Here is a 23330-nt window from a genome sequence, read left to right as displayed (position 1 = left end):
GGGTCAGAGTTGGTCGTACTTCTTGCTGGTGCTTTTGGCTTTGTCGACGGGGTACTTCTGGCCGTTCAACGCGAGTTTGTTTGTCACCGCCTCGTTTAGATCGACGCCCAGCACCGTGCTTAGTCGCACGAGGTACATGAGTACGTCGGCCAATTCATCTTTCACGGCTTGAGCGGTTTCTGGACGCTTGGCTGCGTCCTTGGCGTCGGCTTCGCTCATCCACTGGAAAATTTCGCAGAGCTCTCCGGTTTCACCCGTGAGGGCTAGGAGCAGGTTTTTGGGGGAGTGGAACTGCTGCCAATCGCGATCGTCTGCGAAGCGTTGTAGAGCAGATGCAAGGCGATGGGTGTCGATTAGTGCTTCGGTGGGGGTAACTACAGTGTTCACAATCCTGCCTCGTAGCTTGACTACAGCTGGCGCGACTGAGAGCTGTGTCAGAAATGGGTAGGCCGATTGTAGGGGGTTTCGATTTTTGAGTGAGTTTTTTTGCCAGTAATCGTTGAATTTCAGCTCGGAGCTTCTTGAGACAACCTTGGTAAAGGCTCAACACATGTCAGCGCCGCTGACACAACTTTTTTACCTTCGAAATGCATATGTTTTTTAGAGCAAGCAACACCAAGTGGGACAGTGCTTCCAGAAGGTTTTGGCTAAAAAGATGGTTGCGCTGTTTGAATAGAGCGCTATCTAACTCGTAAAGGTTTTAACAGCATGAGAACAAACCCACTCTGGGGCTGACGTCATAACCTTTGCTATCCTGCGCCCCTTTTTCCCACCGCAAGGAACGCAGGCATGACCCAGCCCATTGGCAGCAGTTCACAAACAAGGGCTGGCCAACAGCGTTACCTGCCACACCTACTTTTGCGCCTGACCCCAGCGCTGTTGCTCGGCCTCGGGCTCTTCACTCCCACCGCCCAAGCCAACCCCACGACCACCTACCGCGGCATCCTCGGCGACACCCCGGTTGAACTGGCGCTCACCTACGATTCCCAATACGGCGGCGGTATGTCCGGCTATTGGTTTTCCGAGTCCGAGCGCCTGCCCATGGCGTTGGAATCCACGCCTTTCCATCCCGGCTCCGCGCTCTTGATCAACATCATGGACAACCCGATCCTGCCGGCGACGGCGGTGTCGTTGCAGCCGTTCGCCGAGGGGGCAGAGGCGCTGCAGGGCAGTCTGGTGGATTTGCGCACGGGCACGCAGCAGCCGTTGCAGATGCAGCGGGTGACGCGTTTTGGTGGCAGTCAGCGGGAGGCGTTTGAGGGGGAGTTGTTGCAGCCGGTGTTCGATCGGGATTTCTATTTCAGTGTGCATGCCGCGCGCAAGGCCGGGGAGGAGGTGGCGCAGGTGGACAGTATCCGGGTGATCAGCCGGGCCACCGGTAAGCGGGTGCAGGAGATTGGCGGGCAGTGGTGTCTGTCGTCCGTGGGCACCAGGACGCTGACCTTCGGGCATTTTCATGCCGAGGCGCGGATGGATTTTCAGGTCCAGGGCTATCGCGTGGGGGAGGCGGATGGCCGGGTGTGGTGCTCGCCCACGCAGTACTACCTGTACAGCCGGGATCTGCGGACCTATCGGCGTCATCCGCAGTTGGAGCAGTTCGCGGTGGACGGTGATCTGCGCTTTTCCCCCAGTGGGCAGATGGAGTTCAGCAAGCAGGACTTCATCAACTACGACAAGCGCACTCGGCGTTGGGATTATTACCGGGTGATCACCCCTGAGCGTCTGGAATATCTGTCGTCGGGCGAGGAGCGTTTCTGATGCGTGGGTTTGATTTTGCTCGGGGGCTGGTGGTGCTGGTGTTGGCGCTGTGGCTGTTGCCGGCGCAGGCGTCCCACGGGGTGTATGAGGGGACCTTGGGCAAGCAGGCGATTGTCTTGACCCTGGGTAGCCAGAATGCGGTCTACCAGGGCACCTATGCCTATCAGCGCTATCGCACGCCGATCCGCCTCAAGCCGACCTTCAGCTACAGCAACAAGACGCTGGCCATGGATGAGCTGGACGAGCAGGGCTTGCCGGTGGCGCGTCTGCAGTTCAATGACTTGATGAACTCCCGCCAGCAGGAGCAGGTGCGCGGCACCTGGACCAGTTATCGCACGGGCAAGTCCTTGCCCATTGCGCTGAAGCTGGTGGGGCTGGTGGATTCGGATCGCTCGTGGCCGCAGCCGGTCACCACGCTGTTGCAGAGTGCTTCCACCAAACGCTGGTATTTCCAGGTGCCGATGCCGGGCAATGATCGGCGAATCACGACGGTAGAGGTGATGGACAAGACCACCGGCAAGTTGCTGGTGAGCCTGGCGATCGCGGCACCGGGCTGTCCGAATCAGGGAGTGGATACCTTGCAGTTGCAGGGTGAGGGGGAGCAACTGCGGATTGCTTTCAAGGACTGCACGTTTCCGGGGTTTCGGTGGAATGAGGGCGGTGGGAGCTTTGCGCCGTTGCCTTGAGGCCCGTTCGTTTGCGCCCTTTGGGGACGTGGCGGCTGGTGGATTAGATGAGTCTGGTGTTGAACCTGGAAGTGGTGGAGCCATCGTATGGATGACAAGCAATCCCCTGTGCTGATTCAGGTGTACATGGCCGATGACGATGGCGCCGTTCGCGAGGAGTTGCTGGCGCGGCGCATCGATGAGGATACCTACGAGTTGCTGTCTTCACCGGGGCTGGCACAGAACCTGGCGCGGGGCGATATCGTTTCAATCCGCAATCCCGATGCGCCGGCGCAAGTGCTGAAACGGGGCGGGAATTTCTGCATTCAGATCTATGCCGATTACATTGATCCTACGGTGATCAGTGCGCTTGAAAACGAGGTCGCTGGTGAGCTGGGCGGAACCCTGGATGGGCTGTTCGAGGGGAACCTGTCATTCGCTGTTCCTGCAAGGAATGGCATGGACCGTATCAATGCGGTGTTCGATCGCTTCCGCGAGCAAACCGGGATCGAGTGGTACTACGCCAATGTCTATAAAAACCTCGACGACGATGAGGACGAGACGCTGTTGAACTGGTGGTTGGACGTGTGATCCTCCTTGGGGCTGCCGCCAGAGCGACCAAGTAACCGACCAAGTAACCGATCAAGCAGGTTGGCAGCTTCGAGTCATTACAGAGTGATGCACCTTGGCTTACCACTGCTCTCTTGAGGACACCTTCGCCGGTAAACCGGCTCCGAGCCTGTAAGGCAAATCTGTATTTTCGGTAAGCAGTGGCTGCCCTCGATGATTGCGGCCACCCTCGGTGATGAGTAGATCAAACGTCCACCCCTTGCGATGCCTGGTTGCGGCAGGAGTATTGGTTTTTCCAGCGCCAGCAGGTTGTGTCGGACGAATGCCTGTCTGTTCGTCTGTACGGCCTTGCCGTAGATGGTGGAGCCATGTATACCGTTATCGAAACAGAGGTCTTCAAGCGCTACGCCGAGCCGATCTGGAATGACACCGAGCGCTTGGAGTTCATCACCTGGTTGGTCGCAGACCCATGGGTTGGAGACGTCATCCCCGGTACCGGAGGGCTGCGCAAGGTGCGCTGGTCTTGCAGTGGCATCGGCAAGCGCGGCGGCACACGAGTCATCTACTACAACCTGCTTTCGGAAGGTCTTATTTGGTTGTTGATCGTCTACACCAAGGCGAAGTTAGACAATCTGCCCATCGGCTTTCTGAATCAATTGAAAGAGGGAATCAGTCATGGACCATGAACTGCAGCAGTTTCAGAAGGATTTGCTGACTTCGGTGGGCCAGATGAAAGCCGGCAAGGCGGCGCGTGCAACGGTGGTAAAACTGTCTGGGGCGGCAGAGGCCCGGGCTAAGGTGGGGCTCTCTCAGAGTGCGTTCGCCACGCTGTTGGGGGTCAGCCTGCGTACACTGCAGGATTGGGAGCAAGGCCGGCGCCAGCCGACAGGCGCGGCTCAAACGCTGCTGCGTGTGGCCAGCCAGTACCCTGAAGCCTTGCGGGCTTTGCAGCCGGTTTGATGGCGAGCGGACCAGGCGCTGACAAGCCGGTCTTGATGACCGGCTTTTTTGTGCATGCCTGACAGATTCGCATAGTCACTGGTTTGCCAGCGAGGGTGTCCTTGAGACCGCCTTCGCCGGCAAGCCGGCTCCTACAATACAGGGGCTAACTTGAGAGGCGTATTCTCGCTAGGCGGTTGGCGCTGCCTCAGAAACTCACCGAAGCACTCAACCGCGCCGTCAGCGGCGCGCCCTGGAACAGGTAGTCGTCGCCCATGTATTCCCCGGTGTCGCGCCAGTAGCGCTTGTCGAACAGGTTGTCCACGGTCAGGCGAAACACAGTGTCGTAGCCATCAATTCGGGTGCTGTAGCGGCTGCCGATGTTGAATATGGCGTAGGCGCCGGTGGCGACGTTGCCCTGGCGGTCGGCGTATTTGCTGCCGCTGTATTGCATGCCGCCCAGCAATGCCAGGCCGTCGAGCCAGGGTAGGGCGTAGTCGCCTTGGAGGCTGGCTCGCAGGCGTGGGACGTTGAGGGTTTGATGGCCTTCGTAGGCCGGGGTGCCGGTGCCCTCGACCCGGGAGCGGATCGCCGCGACGCTGGCGGCAATCTGCAGGCGCTGGGTGGCCCAGCCGTTGGCGGAGAGCTCCAGGCCGGTGTTCTTTTGCTGGCCCTGCTGGACGTAGGTGAAACCGCCGGAGGCATCGGGGCGCGAGTACTGGTAGGCCTGGCGCATCTGGAACAGCGCGGCGGTAAAACTCATGCGTTGCCAGTCGTATTTGATCCCGGTTTCGATTTGGCGCGAGACGGTGGGGGCCAGGGTGGCTCCACTGTTGGTGGCGAACCAGGGGGCCTGGCCACCCAAGGACAAGCCCTTGCCGTATTGGGTGTACAACGAAATGTCGTTGATCGGTTTGTAGATCAACGCCGCCTGAGGCAGGAAGACATAGCGCTGGGTGTGGCGATCGCGCACGCCGTCCTTGTCGAAGCTCTCTTCGTCGAGGCGCACTTCGCGCCCGCCGAGGACGGTCTGCCACCGTTCGTTGAAGCTGATGCGGTCACTGAGGAACAGGCCGTATTGGCGGCTGTCGAGGCGTTTATGGGTGTCGTTGAGGGCGCCGTCGTAGCGCTTGAAGTTCTCCGGCTCGCTCTGGATATTGCCCGTGCCAATCCATTGATTGATGGACTCGCGCCGGTCCACCACACGGCGAAACGCACTGGTCCCCACGCTCAACTCATGGCCCAGGCCTGCGGTGTCGAAACGACCATTGAGCACTGCCTGGACTTCATCGTTGCGCCGGGTGTCGTCGGGGCTGCGGAAGTCGTAGATATCGTAGTTGTCTTCGGGGCTGAAGTAGTTGCCGTTGGCATTGATGCAGCCGGTGGTGCAGCCGCCCCAGGCAAACGAACTGTAGTCATCGATCACCACCTTGCTGCGGGACGCGCTGAGGTTGCCCTTCCAGTCGTCGTTGAAGCGGTACTCGAAGTTGCCGCCGATGTTCAGCGATTCGTTGGTCACCGGCTTTGACCCGCTCTGGTGTCCCAGGAGTTTTTTCGGCGAGGCGTGGTGGGGCAGGCTGGCGCCGCCCAGCAGTTGATAGCCCGGGGCCGAGCGCTGTTGCTTGTTCTGGTATTCGATGTCCAGTTGCAGCAGGGCATCGGGGCTGATGTTCCAGTCGAAGGCCAGGGAGGCGAAGTCGCGCTGGCCGTTGGTGTGCTCGACATAGGAGTGCAGGTCTTCATGGGCCAGGTTGGCGCGCAGGCCGAACTGCTGTTCGCTGCCAAACCAGCCGCCCACGTCGGTGGCCAGGTAACCGCTGCCGCGATCGTCGGTGGAGACGGTGACCGAGCGGATATCCGTGGGCCGCTTGGTCACGTAGTTGATCAAGCCACCCGGCTCGCTGACTCCGCTTTGCAGGCCGGAAAGGCCCTTGAGCAATTCCACCCGCTGCTTGTTTTCCAGGGCGACGCTTTGTTCGCCAGTGACGGTGCGGTTGTTGATCTTGTAGCTGCTGGCGGCGTTCAGGGAAAAGCCGCGCACCTCGAAGTTTTCGTAGTAGCCCACCGGCGCGTAGCTCTGGCCCACCGAGGCGTCGTTCTTCAGCACCTCGCTGAGCAGCCGCGCCTGTTGGTCCTTGATCAGCTCTTCGTTGATCACGCTGATGGAGGCCGGGGTGTCCAGCAGCGGTGTTTCGCTGAAGCCGCCCACCGAGGCGCTGTCGGCGCGATAGCCGTACTGCGCTTCGCCACTGACCGTCTGGGTCGGCAACTGGGTGCCGCTGGCGTTGGTCACGGCGTGGCTGCCGGCCAGCAGCAGGCCCAGGGTCAGGCGATTGAAAGGCAATCCTTTGGAGCAGGCGCGTGTGGGGGGGCGTCGGGTGAATCCGGCTCATGAACAATCCTAGAAGGCGACGCTGTCCCATGGCAGAAGCCGGGGGAGGTTCCTGAGAAGGCTACGATCGTCGACCTGAGTGTGTGAGGAACAGCGCGGGAGCCCTGCAGGCATCAGGCAAGGGCCTGGCGGTTGCCGCTGGGTGCTGTCGGGCAGGCGCCATCATACAAGGTGCGGCGTGGGGGTAAAGGCAGGAGAGGAATCAGCTCAGGTTGCCGAGGGGGCGGCTCTGATAGGTGAACAGGAATGGCGTTACTGGTCAGGCTCAGGGGTGTTCATTTGCAGGGATTCAATCTGCTGTTCCAGGGACTCAATCTTGTTCAGCAGGATAGTGATGAGTTTTTCGTCCAGGGGGCGGGCGTCGGTGACAGTCAGGGACTTTTCCAGGCGGTTGACGATTTCGTGGTTCATGCTGCGGTTTTCCTGCTTGGCGATGCGCTTGACTTGCAGGTGAAGCTCACCAGGCAGGCGAACGATGAACTTTTGAACGGGGGCGCACATGCCGGACCTCAGGTGATATCAAAAAGAAACATCATAGAAAGATCGGGGTAGGGGGGCTTCAAGAAAATTCTGAAAAAACAGCAGGATCAGGCTTAGTTTTGCTGAGCAGGATGGGCGGCTCGCTGAGCCGAATCTGGGCTTTGCGCCCATAAAGCCATGCCATGAAATCAACAGGTGGGGGAGAGGGCGCCTGCCCTCTCGCCACAGGTGAAGGTTCGTTTGCATCAGGGGCTGGCCGATGGCTGAAGCCCCGTGCCCGACCTCAACGTCGATCCAGCCACACCGTCTGCGCATTGCAGAACTCGCGCACGCCGAAGTGCGACAGCTCGCGGCCGAAGCCGCTTTTCTTCACCCCGCCGAAGGTCACCCGGGGGTCGCTGGCGCTGTAGCCGTTGATGAACACGCCGCCGGTTTCCAGCTCGTCGGTCATCTGCCGGGCCCGTTCCAGGTCCTGGGTGAAGATCGTTGCGGTGAGGCCGAATTCGCTGTCGTTGGCCAGTTCCAGGGCGTGTTGGGCATCGCGGGCGCTGATGATGGCGGCCACCGGGCCGAACAGTTCCTGCTTGAAGGCGGTCATCTGCTCGGTGACGTCCGCCAGCACTGTCGGTTGGTAATAGTTGCCGGTGCCTTCGACCTTGCCGCCGCCCAGTAGCAGAGTGGCGCCTTCGCCCAGGGTTGCCTGGACTTGCTGGTCCAGCTCATCGCGCAGGTCGAAGCGGGCCATGGGGCCGATGTAGGTGTCGCTCGCCAGTGGGTCGCCCAGCACCAGGGCGCGAGTGGCTTCGACGAATTTGCGGGTGAACTCCGCGACCACCCCTTGTTCGATGATCAGGCGCTTGGCGGCGGCGCAGACCTGGCCGGTGTTCTGGTAGCGGCCGATCACCGCGGCCTTCACCGCTTCGTCCAGATCAGCGTCGTTGAGCACGATAAAGGGATCGGAACCGCCCAGTTCCAGTACGCATTTCTTCAGCGCGGCGCCCGCCTGGGCGCCGATGGCGATGCCGGCGCGCACGCTGCCGGTGAGGGTCACGGCGGCGATGCGGCGGTCGGCGATGGCGCGGGACACGCCGTCCGGGGTGACGTTGAGCACCTCGAACACGCCTTCAGGGAAGCCGGCGCGCTGCAGCGCTTGCAGCAGCAGGTAAGCGCTGCCCATGACGTTCGGTGCGTGCTTGAGCACATAGGTGTTGCCCGCCAGCAGTGCCGGCACTGCGCCACGCAGCACTTGCCAGATCGGGAAGTTCCACGGCATCACCGCAAGGAGCGGGCCCAGGGGGCGGTACTCGATGCGCGCCTTGTCGTTTTCCACCAGGGTCGCTTCCGGGGCCAGCATGGCCGGGCCGTGCTCGGCGTACCACAGGCACAGCTGGGCGCACTTCTCGATTTCGCCGCGGGCCTGGGGCAGGGGCTTGCCCATTTCCAGGCTGATCATGCGTGCCATGGCCTCGCTGTTGTCCCGCAAGGCCTGGGCCAGGGCGTTCAGGTGAGTAGCGCGGGCGGCGACACTCTGGCGTTTCCACTGAGCAAAGCCTTCGGCAGCGCGGCTCAGCGCAGCGTCCAGCTCGGCCTCGGACTGGTAGGGGTAGGCGCCGATCTGCTCGCCAGTGGCGGGGTTGATCGACAAGGCGTGGGTCTGGCTGGAAACAAGGCTCATGGCACCGTCCTGCTGGGTGGGAATGACGGCAGGTTACGGTGCTGGATCTTTGCTGAAAACTGAATAATATTAAGCAAGTCGTTCACGTTTGGAGAATGAAGTGGATCTGGTCCAGCTGGAGATTTTCAAGGCAGTTGCCGAACAGGGCAGCATCAGCGCCGCGGCGCAACTGATCCACCGGGTGCCGTCGAACCTGACCACAAGGATCAAGCAACTGGAGCAGGACCTGGGGGTGGAGCTGTTTATCCGCGAGAAGAGCCGTCTGCGCCTATCGCCTGCCGGGTGGAACTTCCTCGACTACGCCCGGCGCATTCTCGATCTGGTGGCCGAAGCGCGCCTGACCGTGGCCGGCGAGGAACCCCAGGGCCCGTTTGCCCTGGGTTCCCTGGAAAGCACGGCGGCGGTGCGCATCCCGGCGCTGCTGGCGGCCTACAACCAGCAATACGCCAAGGTCGAGCTGGACCTGTCCACCGGCCCCTCGGGGACCATGATCGAAGGCGTGCTCTCCGGCCGTCTGGTGGCGGCCTTCGTCGACGGCCCGGTGCGCCACCCGGCCCTGGAAGGGCTGCCGGTGTTCGAGGAAGAAATGGTGCTGATCGCGCCCCTGGGGCATGCGCCCATCACCCGGGCGCGGGAGGTCAATGGCGAAAGCATCTACGCCTTTCGCGCCAACTGCTCCTACCGCCATCACTTCGAAAGCTGGTTCACCCAGGACGCCGCGGTGCCGGGCAAGATCCACGAAATGGAGTCCTACCACGGCATGCTGGCCTGCGTCAGCGCCGGTGCCGGACTGGCGCTGATGCCCCGCAGCATGCTGGAAAGCATGCCCGGCTGCGCCACGGTCAGCGTCTGGCCGCTGTCCCCGCGCTTTCGCTTCCTGCGCACCTGGCTGGTCTGGCGGCGCGGTACCGTGTCCCAGAGTTTGAGCAGTTTTGTGAAGCTGCTGGAGGAGCGGGGGGCGGTGCTCGCCGAGGGGTGAATGGCGGGGCCCCAGCCACGCCAGGTACGCGGCGCCGCAGTACTTCAACAGGTTGAAGGCCAGCTCCGACACCGCAATCAAGGCCCCCTGGCCGAAGGCCAGGAGACTCTCAGTGATCGACATGAGGCAGGCTTCAAGGTGAGGGTGCAGGCACGTTAACAGGCCACGCGCTCGACCCGTTGCGCTTGTTCAATAGTTTTTGGGCAGTGGCCGAGCCTGCTGGGCGAACCCGTGTGTTCGCCCTGATTGAACCGCCGATCAGCCGTAGAGACCTGCCAGTTTGAATGCCCAATCGGTGCTCAACCCGATGATCTCCAACAGCAGGTGCAGCAGCATGGGGACCAATAGTCCTCCACTGACAATTCGCGTGACAGCGAACACACAGCCACTCAAAAAGATCAGGGCAACTGACGTCCAGTTGCCGTACTGGAGGTGGAGCCCGGCGAAAATGGCCGAGGTCACGATGATGGCAATCCATTTCCAGACCTGGCTGTTCTCATATGGAAATAGCCGCAGCAGGTAGTGGCGGAAAAACAGTTCCTCGGCAATCGGCGGCAGCATCAGCAGTGAGGCGATTTTGATCAAGGTTTGCCAAGGGCTAAGCCCGGCCAGCAAGTCGTTCATGAAGGCTTCTTGAGGCAGATGCAAAACTGCGATGACGATGCCAAACAGTGCATAGAGTGCGATGAGGGCCAGCGCGCCAACTTTTAATGGCTGGCTGAATGTTCGCCCGCGCCATACAGCGGCCGGGTCAGAGCGGTACTGGATGACGAACAGGATGGACAGGACGAGTGCGGCGGAACCACTGCTGATGACGATCATCAGGTGGTTCTGCATCTCTGCCGGCACCAGCAGGATGCCGGGTATTCCAGCCAGGAAGAACAGCAGGGCAGCCAGAATGAATAGTCCGAGCCTAGGAAAGAACCGGTAGGTAGAACGCTCGGGGGCGCAGGCCCCAGGCGGGGAAAACAGATGAGTCACAGTCACTCCATGAATGTGCGATAAGCGGGGCGGCATAGTGCCACCATTGGCGACCACCAGGAACTGCTTTCAGGTGGCCCTTGCAAAGAGCCTTCAGCCTTTGCACCTGACCAGTGCCAGATACACCCCGGCTTCTTTCCCCGGTTCGATGTAATGGGCGCCTTCCAGATCGGCAACCTTGGTCGGTTCCATCACCAGTTCCAGTTCGGGTGCGCCCTTGTAGCGCTCCTCTCCACTGCTCAGACCGTACTTGAAGGCATGGTGAAAGGCCTTACAACTTTCGAAGTTGCCGTAGGTGTAGCCGCCTTTCTGGTCCACGTAGAACTGTGAGTAAGTCAGCAGCACGATGCCCCAGCGTTCGATATGGTCGTCAGGCGTGGTGTGGGGGATCTGCTTGACCAGATCCTTGCGGATCTCCCGGATCTTGGAGTGGGCGTTCTTGTTGTTGTGCACCACCTTGAATTCGATGGCGGTTGAGGCCTCTTCGCTGTAGCTGTCCTCGATCCAGATATCCACCTTGCGTCGCTCGGCGGCGATCAGCCAGCGGGGGACGTTGCAGCGAGGAGCGCTGATGTGGCTGGGGCGGTAGTCTTCGCGTTCATCGAACTGGCCGCCGAGGCCGAAGTGCTCGCGATTGATGTCCAGCAATGCCGCCGATTCCAGGCTCAGCCACAGTTCCGGAGCGACGCTGACAACAATCGATTTGAGAATGCGCTGGCGTTCTTCCTGTTGCAGGTGCGTCAGCAGCAGTTCGGTAAAGCGGGGAACAAAGGACATGGGATCTCCTTATCAGGTCCGAAAAGGTGGAGCGGTCAGATTAATGCCCAACGGGCCGTGGGATGCCCAGTTGCAGTTGTCGGGCTTCGAGCTGTTTGTCCAGGGTGTGTTTGCCACTGAGTAGCTTGAGGTGCTGCACGCTGGGCGGCAGTTGGCTGTCGATCAGTGTCAGTGCATCCAGCTGAGGAGCCTTGATGATGCGCAGGTCAGCGATGTTCGAGGTTTTCAGGCCGCTGATTTCCCCCAGGGTCTTGAGGTTGATCAGGCTCAGCTTGCGCAACTGCGGTGCCCCGCCAAGGTCCAGCCGGCTCAATTGCGCCTGGTCCTCGATCTTCAGCACGTCAAGCTGTGGAAAGCCGTCCAGGTCCAGGCGGTTGAGGCCACGCACCCGCATGATCTCCAGCTCCCTGACGTAGGGACTGTGCAGCTCGGGCATCTGCTCACGGCTGCTGAACGCCACCGACAGACTGCGCAGGCCGCTCATGCCGGCGACCATCCCCAGGGGGGTGTTGGCCGGCAGGCGATGCAGGCTCAGGGTATTGATGCTCGGACACTGGCTCAGAATCTCCAGGTCATGGCTCTGCGGGCTGATGTGCAGGCTCTGCAACTCGGGCATGCGGGCAATCGGCGCCAGATCGATGGTTGGGCCCTGGTCCAGGCAGAGCCGCAGGCTGTGCAGGTGTTCGAGGTTGGGCAGGGCCAGAAGCCCGGGCAGATCGGCACGGAAGACTTCCAGGGTAAAATCCCTGAGCTGGTGCAGGCTGCCAATGGCCTGGAAATGTTCCAGGGTTTCGAGGCCGTCCAGGCTCAGCGAGTGGACGTTGGGCAGGGCGAGCAAGGTCCGGCCATCAAAACTTCTGCTCGAATAGTGGTTGTAGAAACGCACGGTGAGGCGCTCGCCATAACGCGCGCAGAGGGCATCGGTCTGTTTCAGCAGTGGGTAATCGTATTGCTCGACGCTGTGCCACTGAACGATGACTCGGGCCCGTGGATCGGCCTCCAGCCGGGCACCGACTTGCAGGCGCAGGTCGGCCTGGGTCGGTGCTTTGATTCGATGGGGAAACATCAGCGGTCCTTGATGATTGTCGCGCGGCATCATGCCATCACTCTGGGCTTGGCGTAACGCCGATAGCCAACGGGCCGCCGGGGCTGACGTGCTTGCGATGGTGGCAAGCACTGCGCAGGCTCGCGGTGAGTGCGGATTATCGTTGAGGTGCTTCGCGAGCAAGCTCGCTCCTACGAGAGGGCGGCGGTCAGAACGGGCCGCGGGGTTCAGGAATGCCCAGTTGCTGTTGCCGGGCTTCGAGCTGTTTGTCCACGGCGCGTTTGCCACTGATGAGCTTGAGGTGCTGCACGCTGGGCGGTAGCTGGCTGTCGATCAGTGTCAGCAGATCCATCTGTGGGGCCTTGATGATGCGCAGATCAGCGATGTTCGAGGTTTTCAGGCCGCTGAGTTCCCCCAGGCTCTTGAGGTTGATCAGGCTCAGCTGGTGCAGCCGCGCCAGCCCGGCGAGATCCAGCCGGCGCAGTTGCGCCTGGTCCTCGATCTTCAGCACCTCAAGCTGAGGAAAGCCATCCAGTTGCAGTTGGTGGAGGCCGCGCACCCGCAGGATCTCCAGGTCCGTGACCTGGGGGTTGCGCAACTCCGGCATGCTCTCGCGGCTGCCGAAACTCAGCGCCAGGCTGCGCAGCCCGGCCATGCCGGCCACCATGCCCAGGGTGGTCTTGGCCGGCAGGCGATGCAGGCTCAGGTGCCTGATGCTCGGGCACTGGCTCAGCACATCCAGCTGATGGCTCTGCACGCTGATGCTCAGGCTGTGCAACTCGGGCATCCAGCCAATGGGCGCAAGTTCAAGCGCCGGGCCTTTGTCCATGGACAGCCGCAGGCTGTGCAGTTGCTCCAGGTTGGGCATGCTGAGCAGTTCAGGCAGGTCGGCGCTGATCACCTGCAGGGCAAACTCCCGAAGCAGGGGCAGGCGGCCGATGGCCTCGTAGTGATCCAGGGTGTCGAGGCAGTCCAGGCTCAGAGACTGCACATGGGGCAGGGCCAGCAACACCCGGGCATCGAACGCGCTGCCCGGATAATGGCTATAGAAACGTACCTTGAGGCGTTCACCGAAACGGGCGCAGAGCGTGTCGAGCTGACTCAGCAGTTCGCCGTCGTACTGTTCGGCCTTGGCGAACTGGACGATGACCTGGGCCTGGTCATCGGCCTCCAGGCGGGCGCTAACCTGCAGTTCCAGGTCGGCCTGGCTGGGGGCTTGAATTCGATGGGGAAACATCAGCGGTCCTTGATGATTTTCGCCGCGGCATCATGCCATTGCGCACGCTTCATCGCCATCTGCGCGCAGGCCCGGCCAGATGCCGGGCCGCCTTGCCGGAAGCGTTACGGGTCGACCTGGCCCATCAGCTCGGCCACCGATTCCGGGCGCTTGGCGTAGCGCTGGGCCAGCACCGCGCAAACCATCAGCTGGATCTGGTGGAACAGCATCAAGGGCAGAATCAGCACGCCCATGGTGCTGCCGGCGAACAGTACCTGGGCCATGGGCACGCCGGTGGCCAGGCTCTTTTTCGAGCCGCAGAAGAGGATGGTGATGCGGTCTTCCTGGTCGAAGCCGAACAGCTTGCCGAGAAAGCTCGACGCCAGCAGCACCAGGGCCAGGAGGATGCAGCAGGCCACCAGCAGCCCGCCCAGTTCCCACAGCGGGATCTGCTGCCAGATGCCTTCATTCACCGCCTCGCTGAAGGCGCCGTAGACCACCAGCAGGATCGAGCCCTGGTCGACGAAGCGCAGCCAGTGCTTGTTGCGCCCGACCCAGGCGCCGATCCAGCGCCGGGCGATCTGTCCGGCGATGAATGGCAGCAGCAATTGCACGCTGATCTTGAGGATCGCGTCCAGGGTCGAGCCGCCGTCGCCGTGCACGTTCAGCAGCAGGGTCACCAAGAGCGGGGTGAGGAAGATCCCGAACAGGCTCGACGCCGCAGCGCTGCAGATGGCCGCCGGGATATTGCCCCGGGCCAGAGAGGTGAAGGCGATGGCCGATTGCACCGTGGCCGGCAGAGCGCACAGATACAGCATGCCCATGTACAGCTCATTGCCCACCAGCGGCGACAACAGCGGTTTGAGCGCCAGGCCCAGCAGCGGGAAGAGCACGAAGGTCAGGCTGAACACCAACAGGTGCAGGCGCCAGTGGCCGGCCCCGGCGATGATCGCATCGCGCGACAGCTTGGCGCCGTGGAGGAAGAACAACAGGCCGATGGCGATATTGGTCAGCCAGCCGAAACCCACCGCTACCTGGCCACTGGCTGGCAGGAAGCTGGCCAGCAGGACCACGCCGATCAGGGTCAGGGTGAAGTTGTCGGGCAAAAGACGCGAGCGAGTCATAGCGGGATCATCCGGGGGTTGCCAAGAGCGATGGGGCGACTCTAACGTGGCTGGAATTTACCGACTAACGCCAAGGAGCCAGTTAATGCCGCCTAAAGGACATGAAAAGATCGTCCGGCGCAGTATTCCCGGGCTGCCGAGCTTGCCCCGGCCGGTGTACGGGCGCACCGAATCCTTGCCCAATCGGGCCCTGACCCGGCGCCACAGCCATCCCTGGGTGCAATTGTCCTATGCGATCCAGGGGGTGCTGGAAATTCACACCAGCGGCGGGCGCTTTATCGCGCCGCCGCAACGGGCGGTATGGATTCCCGCCGGGGTGCCGCACCGGGTGTTCAGCTCGCCGCGTACCGAGATGCGCAGCCTGTACCTGGACTGCAGCGTCACCGCCTGGGCGGCCACCGACAATTGCCAGGTGCTGGCGGTCAGCAGCCTGCTGCGGGAGTTGATCCGCGCCTTCAGCGAGTTGCCGGTGGAATATGTCGAGGACAGCGCCGACGGGCGCCTGGCCCAGGTGCTGCTGGATCAGCTGGCGGCCGCGCCGCAACTGGACCTGATGCTGCCGCTGCCTCACGACGTGCGCTTGCGCGCGATCTACCGCAGCCTGCAGGCGCACCCGGAACAGCAGACCACCCTGGGCCAGTGGAGCCAGAAACTGGGGGTGACGGAGAAGACCCTCAGCCGGTTGTTTCTCAAGGACACTGGCTTGACCTTTCGTGCCTGGCGCCAGCGTCTGCGTCTGCTCGGCGCCCTGACCCCGCTGGAACAGGGCGAGCGGGTCACGGATGTGGCCCTGGCTTGTGGCTATGACTCGACCTCGGCCTTTATCGCCGCGTTTCGCCAGCAGTTCGATGCCACGCCGGGGGAATTCTTCCGCGATCTATGACGTCTCGCCGCCGACGCCTGTTGCCACTGCCGCAGGGGGCCGCGGGCTTCAGGTTCTTGACGGGCGCAGCAGTTCGATCTGCTCCGGCGGCACCAGGGTCCGCAGGGTCTTGTACAAGGCTCGGGTTTCCAGCAGGTTCCAGATCCGCAACAGGGTCTCCAGAGCGTCCAGGGGCTTGCTGATAAAGTCCCGTGCGCCCAGGGCCAGGGCCCGCAAGCGGGTGTCGCGAGTGGCATCGGCGGTCAGTACCAGGATCGGCAGGTAGTCGTTGGCCGGAATCCGTCGGTTGAGTTGCTCCAACACCGCAAAGCCATCGAACTCGGGCATGTGCAGGTCGAGAATCACCAGGTCCGGCTCGAAGCTGTTGAACAGCTCCAGGGTGCGCAGCGGCTGGGTGCTGCTCAGAACGTTGTGCAACCCTTCCCGGGCCAGCAGTTGTTCCATCAGGTCGAGGTTGGGACGTTGGTCGTCGACAATCAGGATGCGCATATCGGCAGTCATACGGGCTCCGCTAGGCAGGCTTGGAGGTGGGCGAGGAACGCCGGTATATGGATCGGTTTGGTGAGGATCGCCGTCGCCCCGGCTTCGCGCAGGGTGCGCTGGGTCAGCTCGCTGGCGTCGGCGGTAATCATCAGGATCGGTGTGGTGGCGGTGATGGCGGAGGCTCGCAGGCGTTGCAGCACTTCCAGGCCCTGCAGGTCCGGCAGGTTGACGTCCAGCAGGATCATCTGCGGTGCGTGCTGGCGGGCCAGGTCCAGGCCCATCTGCCCCTGCATGCTCGACAGCAACTGAATCCCCGGACGGCGCTGCAGCAGGGTTTCGATCAGCGCCAGGCTTTGCAGGTTGTCTTCGATGCACAGCACTTTGCCCTGGTAACGGCTCGCGGGTTGTGGCGCCGGCACGTTCAGCACCGGGGCGCTGAAGGAGGCCCCGTCGGCCGCATCGGCCAGGCGCACGAAGGGCAGTTCCAGGGTGAAGCAACTGCCGCTGCCCGGGGTGCTGTGCACGTCCAGGGCGCCGTCCATCATTTCCAGCAGGCTCTTGCTCAGGGCCAGGCCCAGGCCGGTGCCTTCGACCTTGGGGTCGGCATCCAGGCGTTCGAACGGCTTGAACAGGCGCTCCAAGTGATCGGCAGCAATGCCGCCGCCGGTGTCGATGACGCTGATACGCAGGCGCGGCTCGTCGATCGCCACCTCGATGTTCACCTGGCCGGCGCTGCGGTTGTACTTGATGGCATTGGACAGCAGGTTGAGCAGCACCTGGATCAGCCGTTGGCGATCGGCAATCACCCCGCTGTCCGCCGGCAGTTCCGGCAGCGGGGCCAGGTGAATACCGGCGTCGGCGGCCATCGGCGAAACCAGGGTCAGGGCTTCATGCAGCACCGCCTTCAGGGCGATCGGCTCGACGTTCAGCGGCAGGCGTCCGGCTTCGATGCGGGCGATGTCCAGGACCTCGTTGATCAGCCCCAGCAGGTGCTGCCCGGCCCGCAGGATGTGCCCCACCTGGGGCCGCTGGCCGGCGGTGGAATCCATGTCCAGCAACTGGGCGAAGCCGAGAATGGCGTTCAGCGGGGTACGCAGTTCGTGGCTCATGCGCGAGAGAAACTCGCTCTTGGCGCGGCTGGCGCTTTCCGCTTCCTCGCGGGCGGTGCCCAGGGCGATTTCCGCGGCGCGGCGGTCGGTGATGTCCCGGGTGATCTTTGAGAAACCGCGCAAGGCGCCGCTGGCGTCGTACTGGGCGGTGATCACCACGCTGGCCCAGAAGCGGCTGCCGTCCTTGCGGCAGCGCCAGGCTTCTTCCATGTAGTGGCCGTGGGCAGTGGCTTCGCGCAGGGCCATGTCCGGGTGCTGCGGGCATTCTTCCGGCAGGTAGAACAGGGAGAAGTGGCGGCCGATGATTTCCTGTTCGCGGTAGCCCTTGATCCGTTCCGCGCCGACGTTCCAGGTGGTGACTCGGCCCTGGGTATCCAGGGCGAAGATCCCGTAGTCCTTGACCCCGTCGATGATCAGTCGCAGGCGTTCCTCGTTGTCCCGCAGGGCCCGCTCGCGCTCGGCCAGCAGTTGCCCGGCCTCTACCAGGCGGGTGCCCAGCTGGCCGATTTCATCCTGCTCCGGGGCTTGCGGCAGCAGCGGCTGTCCCAGGGCCAGGCGCTGGGCATTGCCCTGCACCTGCTGCACCCGGGTGACGATGCCCCGGGATAGCAACAGCACGGCGATGATGGCGCCGAACAGCCCGCAACCGGCGGCCAACAGGGTGGCGAACAGCAGGCGCATGCGGGTCGCCACGGCGGCTTCGGTGCGCTCGGCCAGCAGGGCGTCTTCGCGCACGCGCATGGCGCTGATCTTCTCCCGCAGCACGTCCAGCACCTGTTTGTTGTCGATCAGGATCGCAGTCACGGTGTCGGCGTCGTCGCGGCTGCCATTGCGCAGGGCCACCAGGCCATCGAGCTTGGTGTGGATCAGCGGGGTGATGGCTTGCAGGTACTCGCGCATGCGCGCATCCCGCACATTCTGGTCCAGGCGCTGCAGGGCGGCCTCGATCTGCGGCCGGGCTTGAAGGTAGGCGGGGAGGAAGTCTTCGCGCCGGGTCAGCAGGTAGCCGCGCACGCTGGCGGCGGCTTCCGCCAGCAGGGTGTGCACGGTCTGGATGTCGCCCTGCACCAGCAGCACCCGGCGCACGTCTTCTTCGGCCCGGGCAGTCTGGCGCTCGGTGCTGTAGATCAGCACCAGGGACAGCAGCAGGATCACCAGCGGCAGCGAGATCACCACCAGCGCCTTGCCCCGCAGCGGCAGGTCCGCCCAGCGCCGGGCGCTCAACAGGTTCATGGCCATTGCCCGCCGGGTTGGGCCACCAGCCCCAGGGCAATGCCGCGCACGGCGGCCTGGGTGCGGTCGGCGGCGCCCAGCTTGCCGATCACCCGTTCCACATGGGCCTTGGCGGTGCCGGTGGTGATGCCGAGTTTTTCACCGATCTCGCGGTTGCTGAAACCGCCGGCCACCAGACCCAGCACCTGGCGCTCCCGGGCGGTGAGGGGCTGGGCCTGGGGCGTCGTGCCGTTGCCACGCTCGGTCATGCGGCGCAACAGGCGGGCGCTGACCGCACTGTTGAGGGCTTCCTCGCCCTGGGCCACCCGTTGCAGGGCGCTGATCACTTCATCGCGGCTGGCATCCTTCAACAGGTAGCCCACGGCGCCGGCTGCCATCGCCGCTTCCAGGTGATCGGGGCTGTCGTCCATGGTGAAGATCACCACCTTGACCTCGGGTTGGCGCTGTTGCAGCAGGCGCGCCGCCCCCAGGCCATTGAGCTGCGGCATGCGGATATCGAGGATGGCGATGTCCGGGCGCAAGCGTTCGCAAAGCACCAGGGCTTCTTCGCCGTCCTTGGCCTGACCCACCACGGCAAACTCCGGGTTGCCCGCCAGCAGCGCGACGAAACCGGTGCGGGTCACTTCATGGTCGTCCGCCAGGACCAGGCGTATTACCTCGCTCATACAGGTTGCTCCACAGGTTGAACCGGCACTCGGGCCTGAATCCGGGTGCCTTGGCCGGGTTGGCTATGGCAGGTGAAATGACCGCCCAGCAAGTGCGCGCGCTCGTGCATGGCCACCTGTCCCAGTTGTTCAACGCCCTGGGTCGCCAGGCTGAGAAAGCCGCAGCCGTCGTCACTGACGCGCAGCAGGGCGTGGCGGTCTTCCATGGCCAGGCTCAGGCGCACCTCGTCGGCCCGGGCATGCTTGAGAATGTTGTTGATGGCTTCCTGGGCGATGCGGAACAGGGCGATTTCCACGGCCCCCGGCAGGCGCTCCGGGCAACGCTGCTCCCAGTGCACGCTCAGGCCCGCCTCCCGCAGGCGGTCGGCCTCGCGGTCGATGGCCCGCAGCAGGCCGAAGTCGTCGAGCACGTGGGGCCGCAGGCCGCCGATCAGTTGTCGGCCCTCGCCGACGCAGCCCTGGGCCAGTTGCAGGATGGTCTGCAGTTCGTCGTTCAACTCGCTGGGCAGTGACGGGCAGCGCCCGGCGAAACCTTGCAGGCGCTGATGCAACCCGGCCAGGGTTTGGGCCAGCCCGTCGTGCAGGTCATAGGCGACGCGCTTGCGCTCATCTTCCTGGGCGCTGAACAGGCGCAGCACCAGTTCCGACATGCTGCGTTCCCGGGCTTGCAGGTCCTGCAACAGACGCTGGTTTTCCAGGTGCGCCGCCAGCAGCGTGGCCAGCAGTTGCAGGGATTCCAGGTCTTCGCTGTCCGGCGCGCTGATGGGCACGCTGTTGGCCAGCAGCAGGGCGCCAAAGGCCTGGCCATCGGCACGGTGCAACAACACCCGCAGTACCGAAGCCGGCTCCGTGACCGGGCGTGCCAGCCACTGGGGTTGCTCGGCCAGGGCGCGCAGGGCCTTCAGGCGCTCGCCGTGGCCATGCTCGGCAGTGGTGCGGACCACGCCGTCGGCGTTCCACTCCAGCAGTACGCCGTGATCCATGGCGACAAAGGCACAGGCGCGCTGCACGACGCGCAGGCGCATCTGCTCGGGAGGCAGTTGCAGCAGTTCCTGGCCGGTGTCCACCAGCAGGCGCAGGCGCGCGGCGCGGCTTTGCGATTGCCGGTACTGGCTGCGCAGGGCCAGGGCGCTGCCGGGATCGAGGGGCGGGGTGGACATGACAGGACTCCAGCGGGGCGTCGGTGTGATTGAGCGGGCCGGGGCATTAGACCCTGTGACCTGGGCTGCGCCTATCTGCCGAATGGCATAGGCCGATGGCTCCAGTTGGCCGATGGCGCGGGCGGCGGCCCTTGGCACAGTGTGGCTCATTGAAACCCACTGGAGTCTGCCAATGAAACTGAAAACCACCGCCCTGGCCCTGTTCTTCGTTCTGGGCGCCCCTCTGGCCCAGGCCCTGGAAGCCACCCCTTACGTGTACCGCACCGTGGCCGAGCAGCCGCAGAATGTGCAAGACCGGGAAATCGCCGGCTTGTTCGATCGCTGGAACAGCGCCCTGCAGACCGGCAATCCGCAAGCCGTGGTCGGCCTCTATGCGCCCAACGCGGTGCTGCAACCGACCGTCTCCAACCAGGTGCGCAGCACCCACGCGCAGATCCAGGACTACTTCGAGCATTTCCTGGCGTCCAAGCCGGTCGGTCAGATCAACTACCGCGAGATCCGTCACCTGAGCCCGGACGCGGCGATGGACAGCGGCGTCTACACCTTCACGCTGACCGCCGCTGACGGCAAGCAGCAGCAGGTCCAGGCTCGCTACACTTTCCTCTATGAGCGCCTCGACGGGCAGTGGAAGATCCTCAACCACCACTCTTCGGCCATGCCGCAAGTGCAGCCGCAGTTGCAGGCCAGCCACTGATTCATCCGCGTCACCTCTTGCGCCGAGCCTGTGCTCGGCGTTTGCCTTACTGCTCGCGGTAACGCCCGGGCGTCATGCCGAACCAGCGCATGCAGGCCTTGTGAAAACTGCTCTGGTCGCGAAAGCCCAGTAACGCCCCGATGTATTTGACGCTGCGCATGGAGTTGCGCAGGAAGCTGTGGGCCAGCATCAACCGGGCTTCATCCTGCAGGGCCGAAAAGTGCACGTCTTCATGGCCCAGGCGCCGTTGCAGGCTGCGGGTGCTGACGCCGACCCGCTCGGCGATGTGCGGCAGGTCGCTGGGGGCGCCCCGGGCCAGGCATTCCGAGAGGGCCCGGCGCACCCGGGCGGTCATCGAGCCGCTGAGCAGCACGTTGAGCCGGCTGCGGGCGTATTCCATGTGCAGCACATCCAGGGCCGGGTCGGCGGTGGGCAGGGCGATGGCGCAGTCCTGGTGGCTGAAGGTCAGGCTGTTGTGGGGGGCGGCGAATTGCAGGTTGTCCCCCAGCAGGCGCCGCAGGGCCCGGGTATCCGCAGGCTCGGGGTAGGTGAAGGCCGCAGCCAGTGGGCGGGGCTTGTGCTGGGGCAGCAGCCAGTGCAGCAGGCCCAGGGTCTGGGCCGTGCCGGCGTCGATCACGGCCCGGGGCATCAGCGAGGGCGCGGCGGTGACATCGAAACCTATCAGTTTCAGCGCCTGGGGATTGCGCTCCAGGCACATGCAGAAGCCATTGCTGATCAGCGCGTGATAGTCCACCAGGCGTTGCAGGGCCGCCCCCAGGGTTGCGCAGGACATCACTGCATACCCCAGCGCCTTGAGGTTGGCCGGATGGGCCTTGCTGTAGGCCAGCAGTCCGAGATCCGGATTGCCCGTGCGCCGGGTCGCCTCGCCCATGACTTGATAGACCAGTTCCAGCCTGACGCCCTTGGGGTTTTCATCAACGTCCTGGATGCTGCTGCCGAACTGTTTGAGCAGGGCATCGACATTGGCGCCGCCCTCTCTCATGACATCGGCAAGCACCCGAAAGCTGGCGCTGGTCATTCTGTGCATAGGTCTTCCTGAACTAATGGCTAAATGATATCGATGAGGCCTTTTGCATGATTGCAATAAACAAAAGGCCGCAGACGATTAAGCCGAGGCCAGGGTTTCCGAGGACAAGCGAAAGGTATCCGGGAACACTTCCTCAAGGGGCGAGGGAGGGTCGATCATGGTCGGGCAGGGACCCTTGAGTGACCACGACGGCCGGTTCGTCGGGTGCTGCTTGTCGGGGTGCGCCTTTGTCTTGCCTATGGATCTGTCATGCAAAGCAGCAAAGACTTTTATCGCGAACTGGCCGCAGGCCGTTTGATGCTGGCGTTCCAGCCGGTGGTATGGCTGCCGGACAGCAGCCGGGTGCTTTACCACGAAGGGCTGTTGCGCCAGGTCGATGCCCAGGGCGGGGATGCCTATCCCCTGGCGCTGCTGGAGAAACACCCGGTGATGCGCGAGCTGGACCGCAGCGTGGTGCTCTGTGTGATCGAGGGTCTGCAGCGTGACGAACGCCTGCGCCTGGGCTGCAACATCTCGGCCCGCAGCGCGATCATCGACAACTACTGGTCCACCATCATCGAGCTGTTGCAGGAGGCTCCTTCCGTGGCCGCGCGGCTGGTGATCGAGATCACCGAAAGCGCCACGCCGCCGAGCATCGAGGCCGCCAGCGAATTCGTCCTGTGCCTGCGGGCGTTGGGCTGCCGGGTGGCCATCGATGATTTCGGGGCGGGCCTGGGCACCCTGGAATTCATCCGCCAGACCCGGCCGGATATCGTCAAGATCGACAAGGGTTACATCCAGCGCGCCCGTGGCGAACTCAACAGCGCCCAGACCCTCAGCCACCTGGTGCAGCTGTGCAAGACTCTGGCGCCTTGCGTGATCATCGAAGGGGTCGAAACTGCTGCCGACCAGAGCCTGGCCACGGCCTGTGGTGGCGAGTGGGGGCAGGGCTATCTGTTCGGTCGCCCGCAGGTGGATCGCCTCGGCCGGCGCTGCTGTCTGGAGCAGCGGGTGGCGGAGCTTTGCGCGCCGGATCAGGCGTAGCGGTGCTTGGGCCAGGGGCCGGGGATGGCCGGCGGCTCAGTCGGGATGGGGGGTAATGGGTGGGGTGTTGGCCGTTGGATCCTGCACCTGCGCACCGAGGGGCAAGGCAGGCAGGTCTTCTTCGGGCACCGGCCGGCTCCTGACGTGCATGTCGCGCTTGGGCCGCTCCGGCTGGAACGCATCGTAGGGCAGCAGCACGGTGTCGAGCGTTGCGTCCAGGGGCAGGCTGACGATCATCAGGATCGGGCACACCACCGTCACCCAGCAGCCGCCGGTGAGTATGCGTCCATAGCCCATGTCGTAGCCGGTGAGCAGCTGCGCGTTGGTCCTGGTGCTGCGGTAATAGCGATCGTCGCGCCAGTCCATGCTGCCGCCGCGGGCCATGTAGGTGCCGCAGCCAGTCAGCAGCAGGGTGTTGAGCAACAACAGGT

The 23330-nt window shown here is 63.4% G+C and carries 24 protein-coding genes and 1 pseudogene; 9 read left to right on the top strand and 16 right to left on the bottom strand.

From position 1 onward, the window contains the following. Positions 1-3: 3 nt before the first annotated feature. A complete protein-coding gene (locus P7C00_RS20945) occupies positions 4-387 on the bottom strand; it encodes a nucleotide pyrophosphohydrolase (protein WP_210711569.1) in 384 nt (127 codons plus the stop codon). Positions 388-789: 402 nt separating this feature from the next. Here P7C00_RS20945 and P7C00_RS20940 point away from each other — a divergent pair, with 402 nt between their 5' ends. From P7C00_RS20940 to P7C00_RS20920, 5 genes are all read left to right on the top strand, one after another. Next, on the top strand, positions 790-1758 hold the full coding sequence (locus P7C00_RS20940) for a hypothetical protein (protein WP_404937284.1): 969 nt from the start codon (positions 790-792) through the stop codon (positions 1756-1758). Next, on the top strand, positions 1758-2444 hold the full coding sequence (locus tag P7C00_RS20935) for a hypothetical protein (protein WP_404937283.1): 687 nt from the start codon (positions 1758-1760) through the stop codon (positions 2442-2444). Before P7C00_RS20940 ends, P7C00_RS20935 begins: the two co-directional genes overlap by 1 nt. Positions 2445-2531: 87 nt before the next feature. Beyond that, the gene (locus P7C00_RS20930; protein ID WP_258610961.1) at positions 2532-3014 is read left to right on the top strand and encodes a DUF4265 domain-containing protein; all 483 of its coding nucleotides are present in this window, start codon (positions 2532-2534) and stop codon (positions 3012-3014) included. 347 nt (positions 3015-3361) lie between these two features. After that, on the top strand, positions 3362-3679 hold the full coding sequence (locus P7C00_RS20925) for a hypothetical protein (protein WP_047288019.1): 318 nt from the start codon (positions 3362-3364) through the stop codon (positions 3677-3679). Continuing rightward, positions 3669-3953, top strand: a complete 285-nt coding sequence (locus P7C00_RS20920; protein ID WP_015636246.1) for a DNA-binding transcriptional regulator — start codon at positions 3669-3671, stop codon at positions 3951-3953. Before P7C00_RS20925 ends, P7C00_RS20920 begins: the two co-directional genes overlap by 11 nt. Before the next feature lie 187 nt (positions 3954-4140). Here P7C00_RS20920 and P7C00_RS20915 read toward each other — a convergent pair whose 3' ends face one another. The 3 genes from P7C00_RS20915 to P7C00_RS20905 all read right to left on the bottom strand — a co-directional run bounded on the left by P7C00_RS20915 (position 4141) and on the right by P7C00_RS20905 (position 8479). Then, on the bottom strand, positions 4141-6225 hold the full coding sequence (locus tag P7C00_RS20915) for a TonB-dependent siderophore receptor (RefSeq protein ID WP_404940060.1): 2085 nt from the start codon (positions 6223-6225) through the stop codon (positions 4141-4143). A 351-nt stretch (positions 6226-6576) separates the two neighbouring features. Next, positions 6577-6825: an Arc family DNA-binding protein gene (locus P7C00_RS20910; protein ID WP_346635048.1), complete on the bottom strand. Its 249-nt coding sequence runs from the start codon at positions 6823-6825 to the stop codon at positions 6577-6579. A gap of 262 nt (positions 6826-7087) precedes the next feature. Continuing rightward, positions 7088-8479, bottom strand: a complete 1392-nt coding sequence (locus tag P7C00_RS20905; protein WP_346635047.1) for an aldehyde dehydrogenase family protein — start codon at positions 8477-8479, stop codon at positions 7088-7090. A 100-nt stretch (positions 8480-8579) separates the two neighbouring features. Here P7C00_RS20905 and P7C00_RS20900 point away from each other — a divergent pair, with 100 nt between their 5' ends. Then, positions 8580-9458 carry a putrescine utilization regulator PtrR gene (locus tag P7C00_RS20900; RefSeq protein ID WP_110652865.1) on the top strand — a complete coding sequence of 293 codons (879 nt, stop codon included), beginning with the start codon at positions 8580-8582 and terminating at the stop codon, positions 9456-9458. A gap of 9 nt (positions 9459-9467) precedes the next feature. On the opposite strand, the pseudogene P7C00_RS20895 reads toward P7C00_RS20900, so the two are convergent. From P7C00_RS20895 to P7C00_RS20870, 6 genes and pseudogenes are all read right to left on the bottom strand, one after another. Next, positions 9468-9560, bottom strand: a pseudogene (locus P7C00_RS20895) (LysE family translocator); the annotation flags it as partial. 156 nt (positions 9561-9716) lie between these two features. Beyond that, complete coding sequence (locus P7C00_RS20890; RefSeq protein WP_404937282.1) at positions 9717-10439, bottom strand: CPBP family intramembrane glutamic endopeptidase; 723 nt, start codon at positions 10437-10439, stop codon at positions 9717-9719. Between the two features lie 93 nt (positions 10440-10532). Then, a complete protein-coding gene (locus P7C00_RS20885; protein WP_346635045.1) occupies positions 10533-11216 on the bottom strand; it encodes a hypothetical protein in 684 nt (227 codons plus the stop codon). Positions 11217-11256: 40 nt separating this feature from the next. Further along, the gene (locus P7C00_RS20880; protein ID WP_404937281.1) at positions 11257-12282 is read right to left on the bottom strand and encodes a hypothetical protein; all 1026 of its coding nucleotides are present in this window, start codon (positions 12280-12282) and stop codon (positions 11257-11259) included. 187 nt (positions 12283-12469) lie between these two features. Continuing rightward, positions 12470-13498, bottom strand: coding sequence for a hypothetical protein (locus tag P7C00_RS20875; protein WP_404937280.1), 1029 nt, complete (start codon positions 13496-13498; stop codon positions 12470-12472). Between the two features lie 104 nt (positions 13499-13602). After that, entirely contained in the window at positions 13603-14601 is a 999-nt protein-coding gene (locus tag P7C00_RS20870) for a bile acid:sodium symporter family protein (RefSeq protein ID WP_346635042.1), read from the bottom strand. Positions 14602-14686: 85 nt separating this feature from the next. On the opposite strand from P7C00_RS20870, the gene P7C00_RS20865 reads away from it, so the two are divergent. Next, positions 14687-15484: a helix-turn-helix transcriptional regulator gene (locus P7C00_RS20865; RefSeq protein ID WP_346635041.1), complete on the top strand. Its 798-nt coding sequence runs from the start codon at positions 14687-14689 to the stop codon at positions 15482-15484. Positions 15485-15532: 48 nt separating this feature from the next. On the opposite strand, the gene P7C00_RS20860 is transcribed toward P7C00_RS20865, so the two are convergent. The 4 genes from P7C00_RS20860 to P7C00_RS20845 are packed head-to-tail and all read right to left on the bottom strand — an operon-like array spanning position 15533 to position 20134. Further along, positions 15533-15985 (bottom strand): response regulator, encoded by a 453-nt coding sequence (locus P7C00_RS20860; protein ID WP_346635040.1) that lies wholly within the window; start codon positions 15983-15985, stop codon positions 15533-15535. Continuing rightward, the gene (locus tag P7C00_RS20855; protein ID WP_404937279.1) at positions 15982-18309 is read right to left on the bottom strand and encodes an ATP-binding protein; all 2328 of its coding nucleotides are present in this window, start codon (positions 18307-18309) and stop codon (positions 15982-15984) included. The genes P7C00_RS20860 and P7C00_RS20855 overlap by 4 nt, the downstream gene beginning before the upstream one ends. After that, positions 18306-18974 carry a response regulator transcription factor gene (locus P7C00_RS20850; protein ID WP_346635038.1) on the bottom strand — a complete coding sequence of 223 codons (669 nt, stop codon included), beginning with the start codon at positions 18972-18974 and terminating at the stop codon, positions 18306-18308. Before P7C00_RS20850 ends, P7C00_RS20855 begins: the two co-directional genes overlap by 4 nt. Beyond that, positions 18971-20134, bottom strand: coding sequence for a sensor histidine kinase (locus P7C00_RS20845; RefSeq protein WP_404937278.1), 1164 nt, complete (start codon positions 20132-20134; stop codon positions 18971-18973). The genes P7C00_RS20850 and P7C00_RS20845 overlap by 4 nt, the downstream gene beginning before the upstream one ends. Before the next feature lie 172 nt (positions 20135-20306). On the opposite strand from P7C00_RS20845, the gene P7C00_RS20840 reads away from it, so the two are divergent. Further along, a complete protein-coding gene (locus tag P7C00_RS20840; RefSeq protein WP_346635036.1) occupies positions 20307-20828 on the top strand; it encodes an SgcJ/EcaC family oxidoreductase in 522 nt (173 codons plus the stop codon). A gap of 46 nt (positions 20829-20874) precedes the next feature. On the opposite strand, the gene P7C00_RS20835 is transcribed toward P7C00_RS20840, so the two are convergent. Continuing rightward, positions 20875-21876 carry an AraC family transcriptional regulator gene (locus P7C00_RS20835; RefSeq protein WP_346635035.1) on the bottom strand — a complete coding sequence of 334 codons (1002 nt, stop codon included), beginning with the start codon at positions 21874-21876 and terminating at the stop codon, positions 20875-20877. Positions 21877-22125: 249 nt separating this feature from the next. On the opposite strand from P7C00_RS20835, the gene P7C00_RS20830 reads away from it, so the two are divergent. Next, positions 22126-22899, top strand: a complete 774-nt coding sequence (locus P7C00_RS20830; protein ID WP_404937277.1) for an EAL domain-containing protein — start codon at positions 22126-22128, stop codon at positions 22897-22899. 36 nt (positions 22900-22935) lie between these two features. Here P7C00_RS20830 and P7C00_RS20825 read toward each other — a convergent pair whose 3' ends face one another. After that, positions 22936-23325 carry a hypothetical protein gene (locus P7C00_RS20825; protein WP_346635033.1) on the bottom strand — a complete coding sequence of 130 codons (390 nt, stop codon included), beginning with the start codon at positions 23323-23325 and terminating at the stop codon, positions 22936-22938. Positions 23326-23330: the final 5 nt, after the last annotated feature.

This window comes from Pseudomonas sp. JDS08PS003, from assembly GCF_045013505.1.
GTDB lineage: Bacteria > Pseudomonadota > Gammaproteobacteria > Pseudomonadales > Pseudomonadaceae > Aquipseudomonas > Aquipseudomonas protegens_B.
Note: the sequence above shows the minus strand (reverse complement) of the source record. Positions and strands in the feature narration are given on the sequence as shown.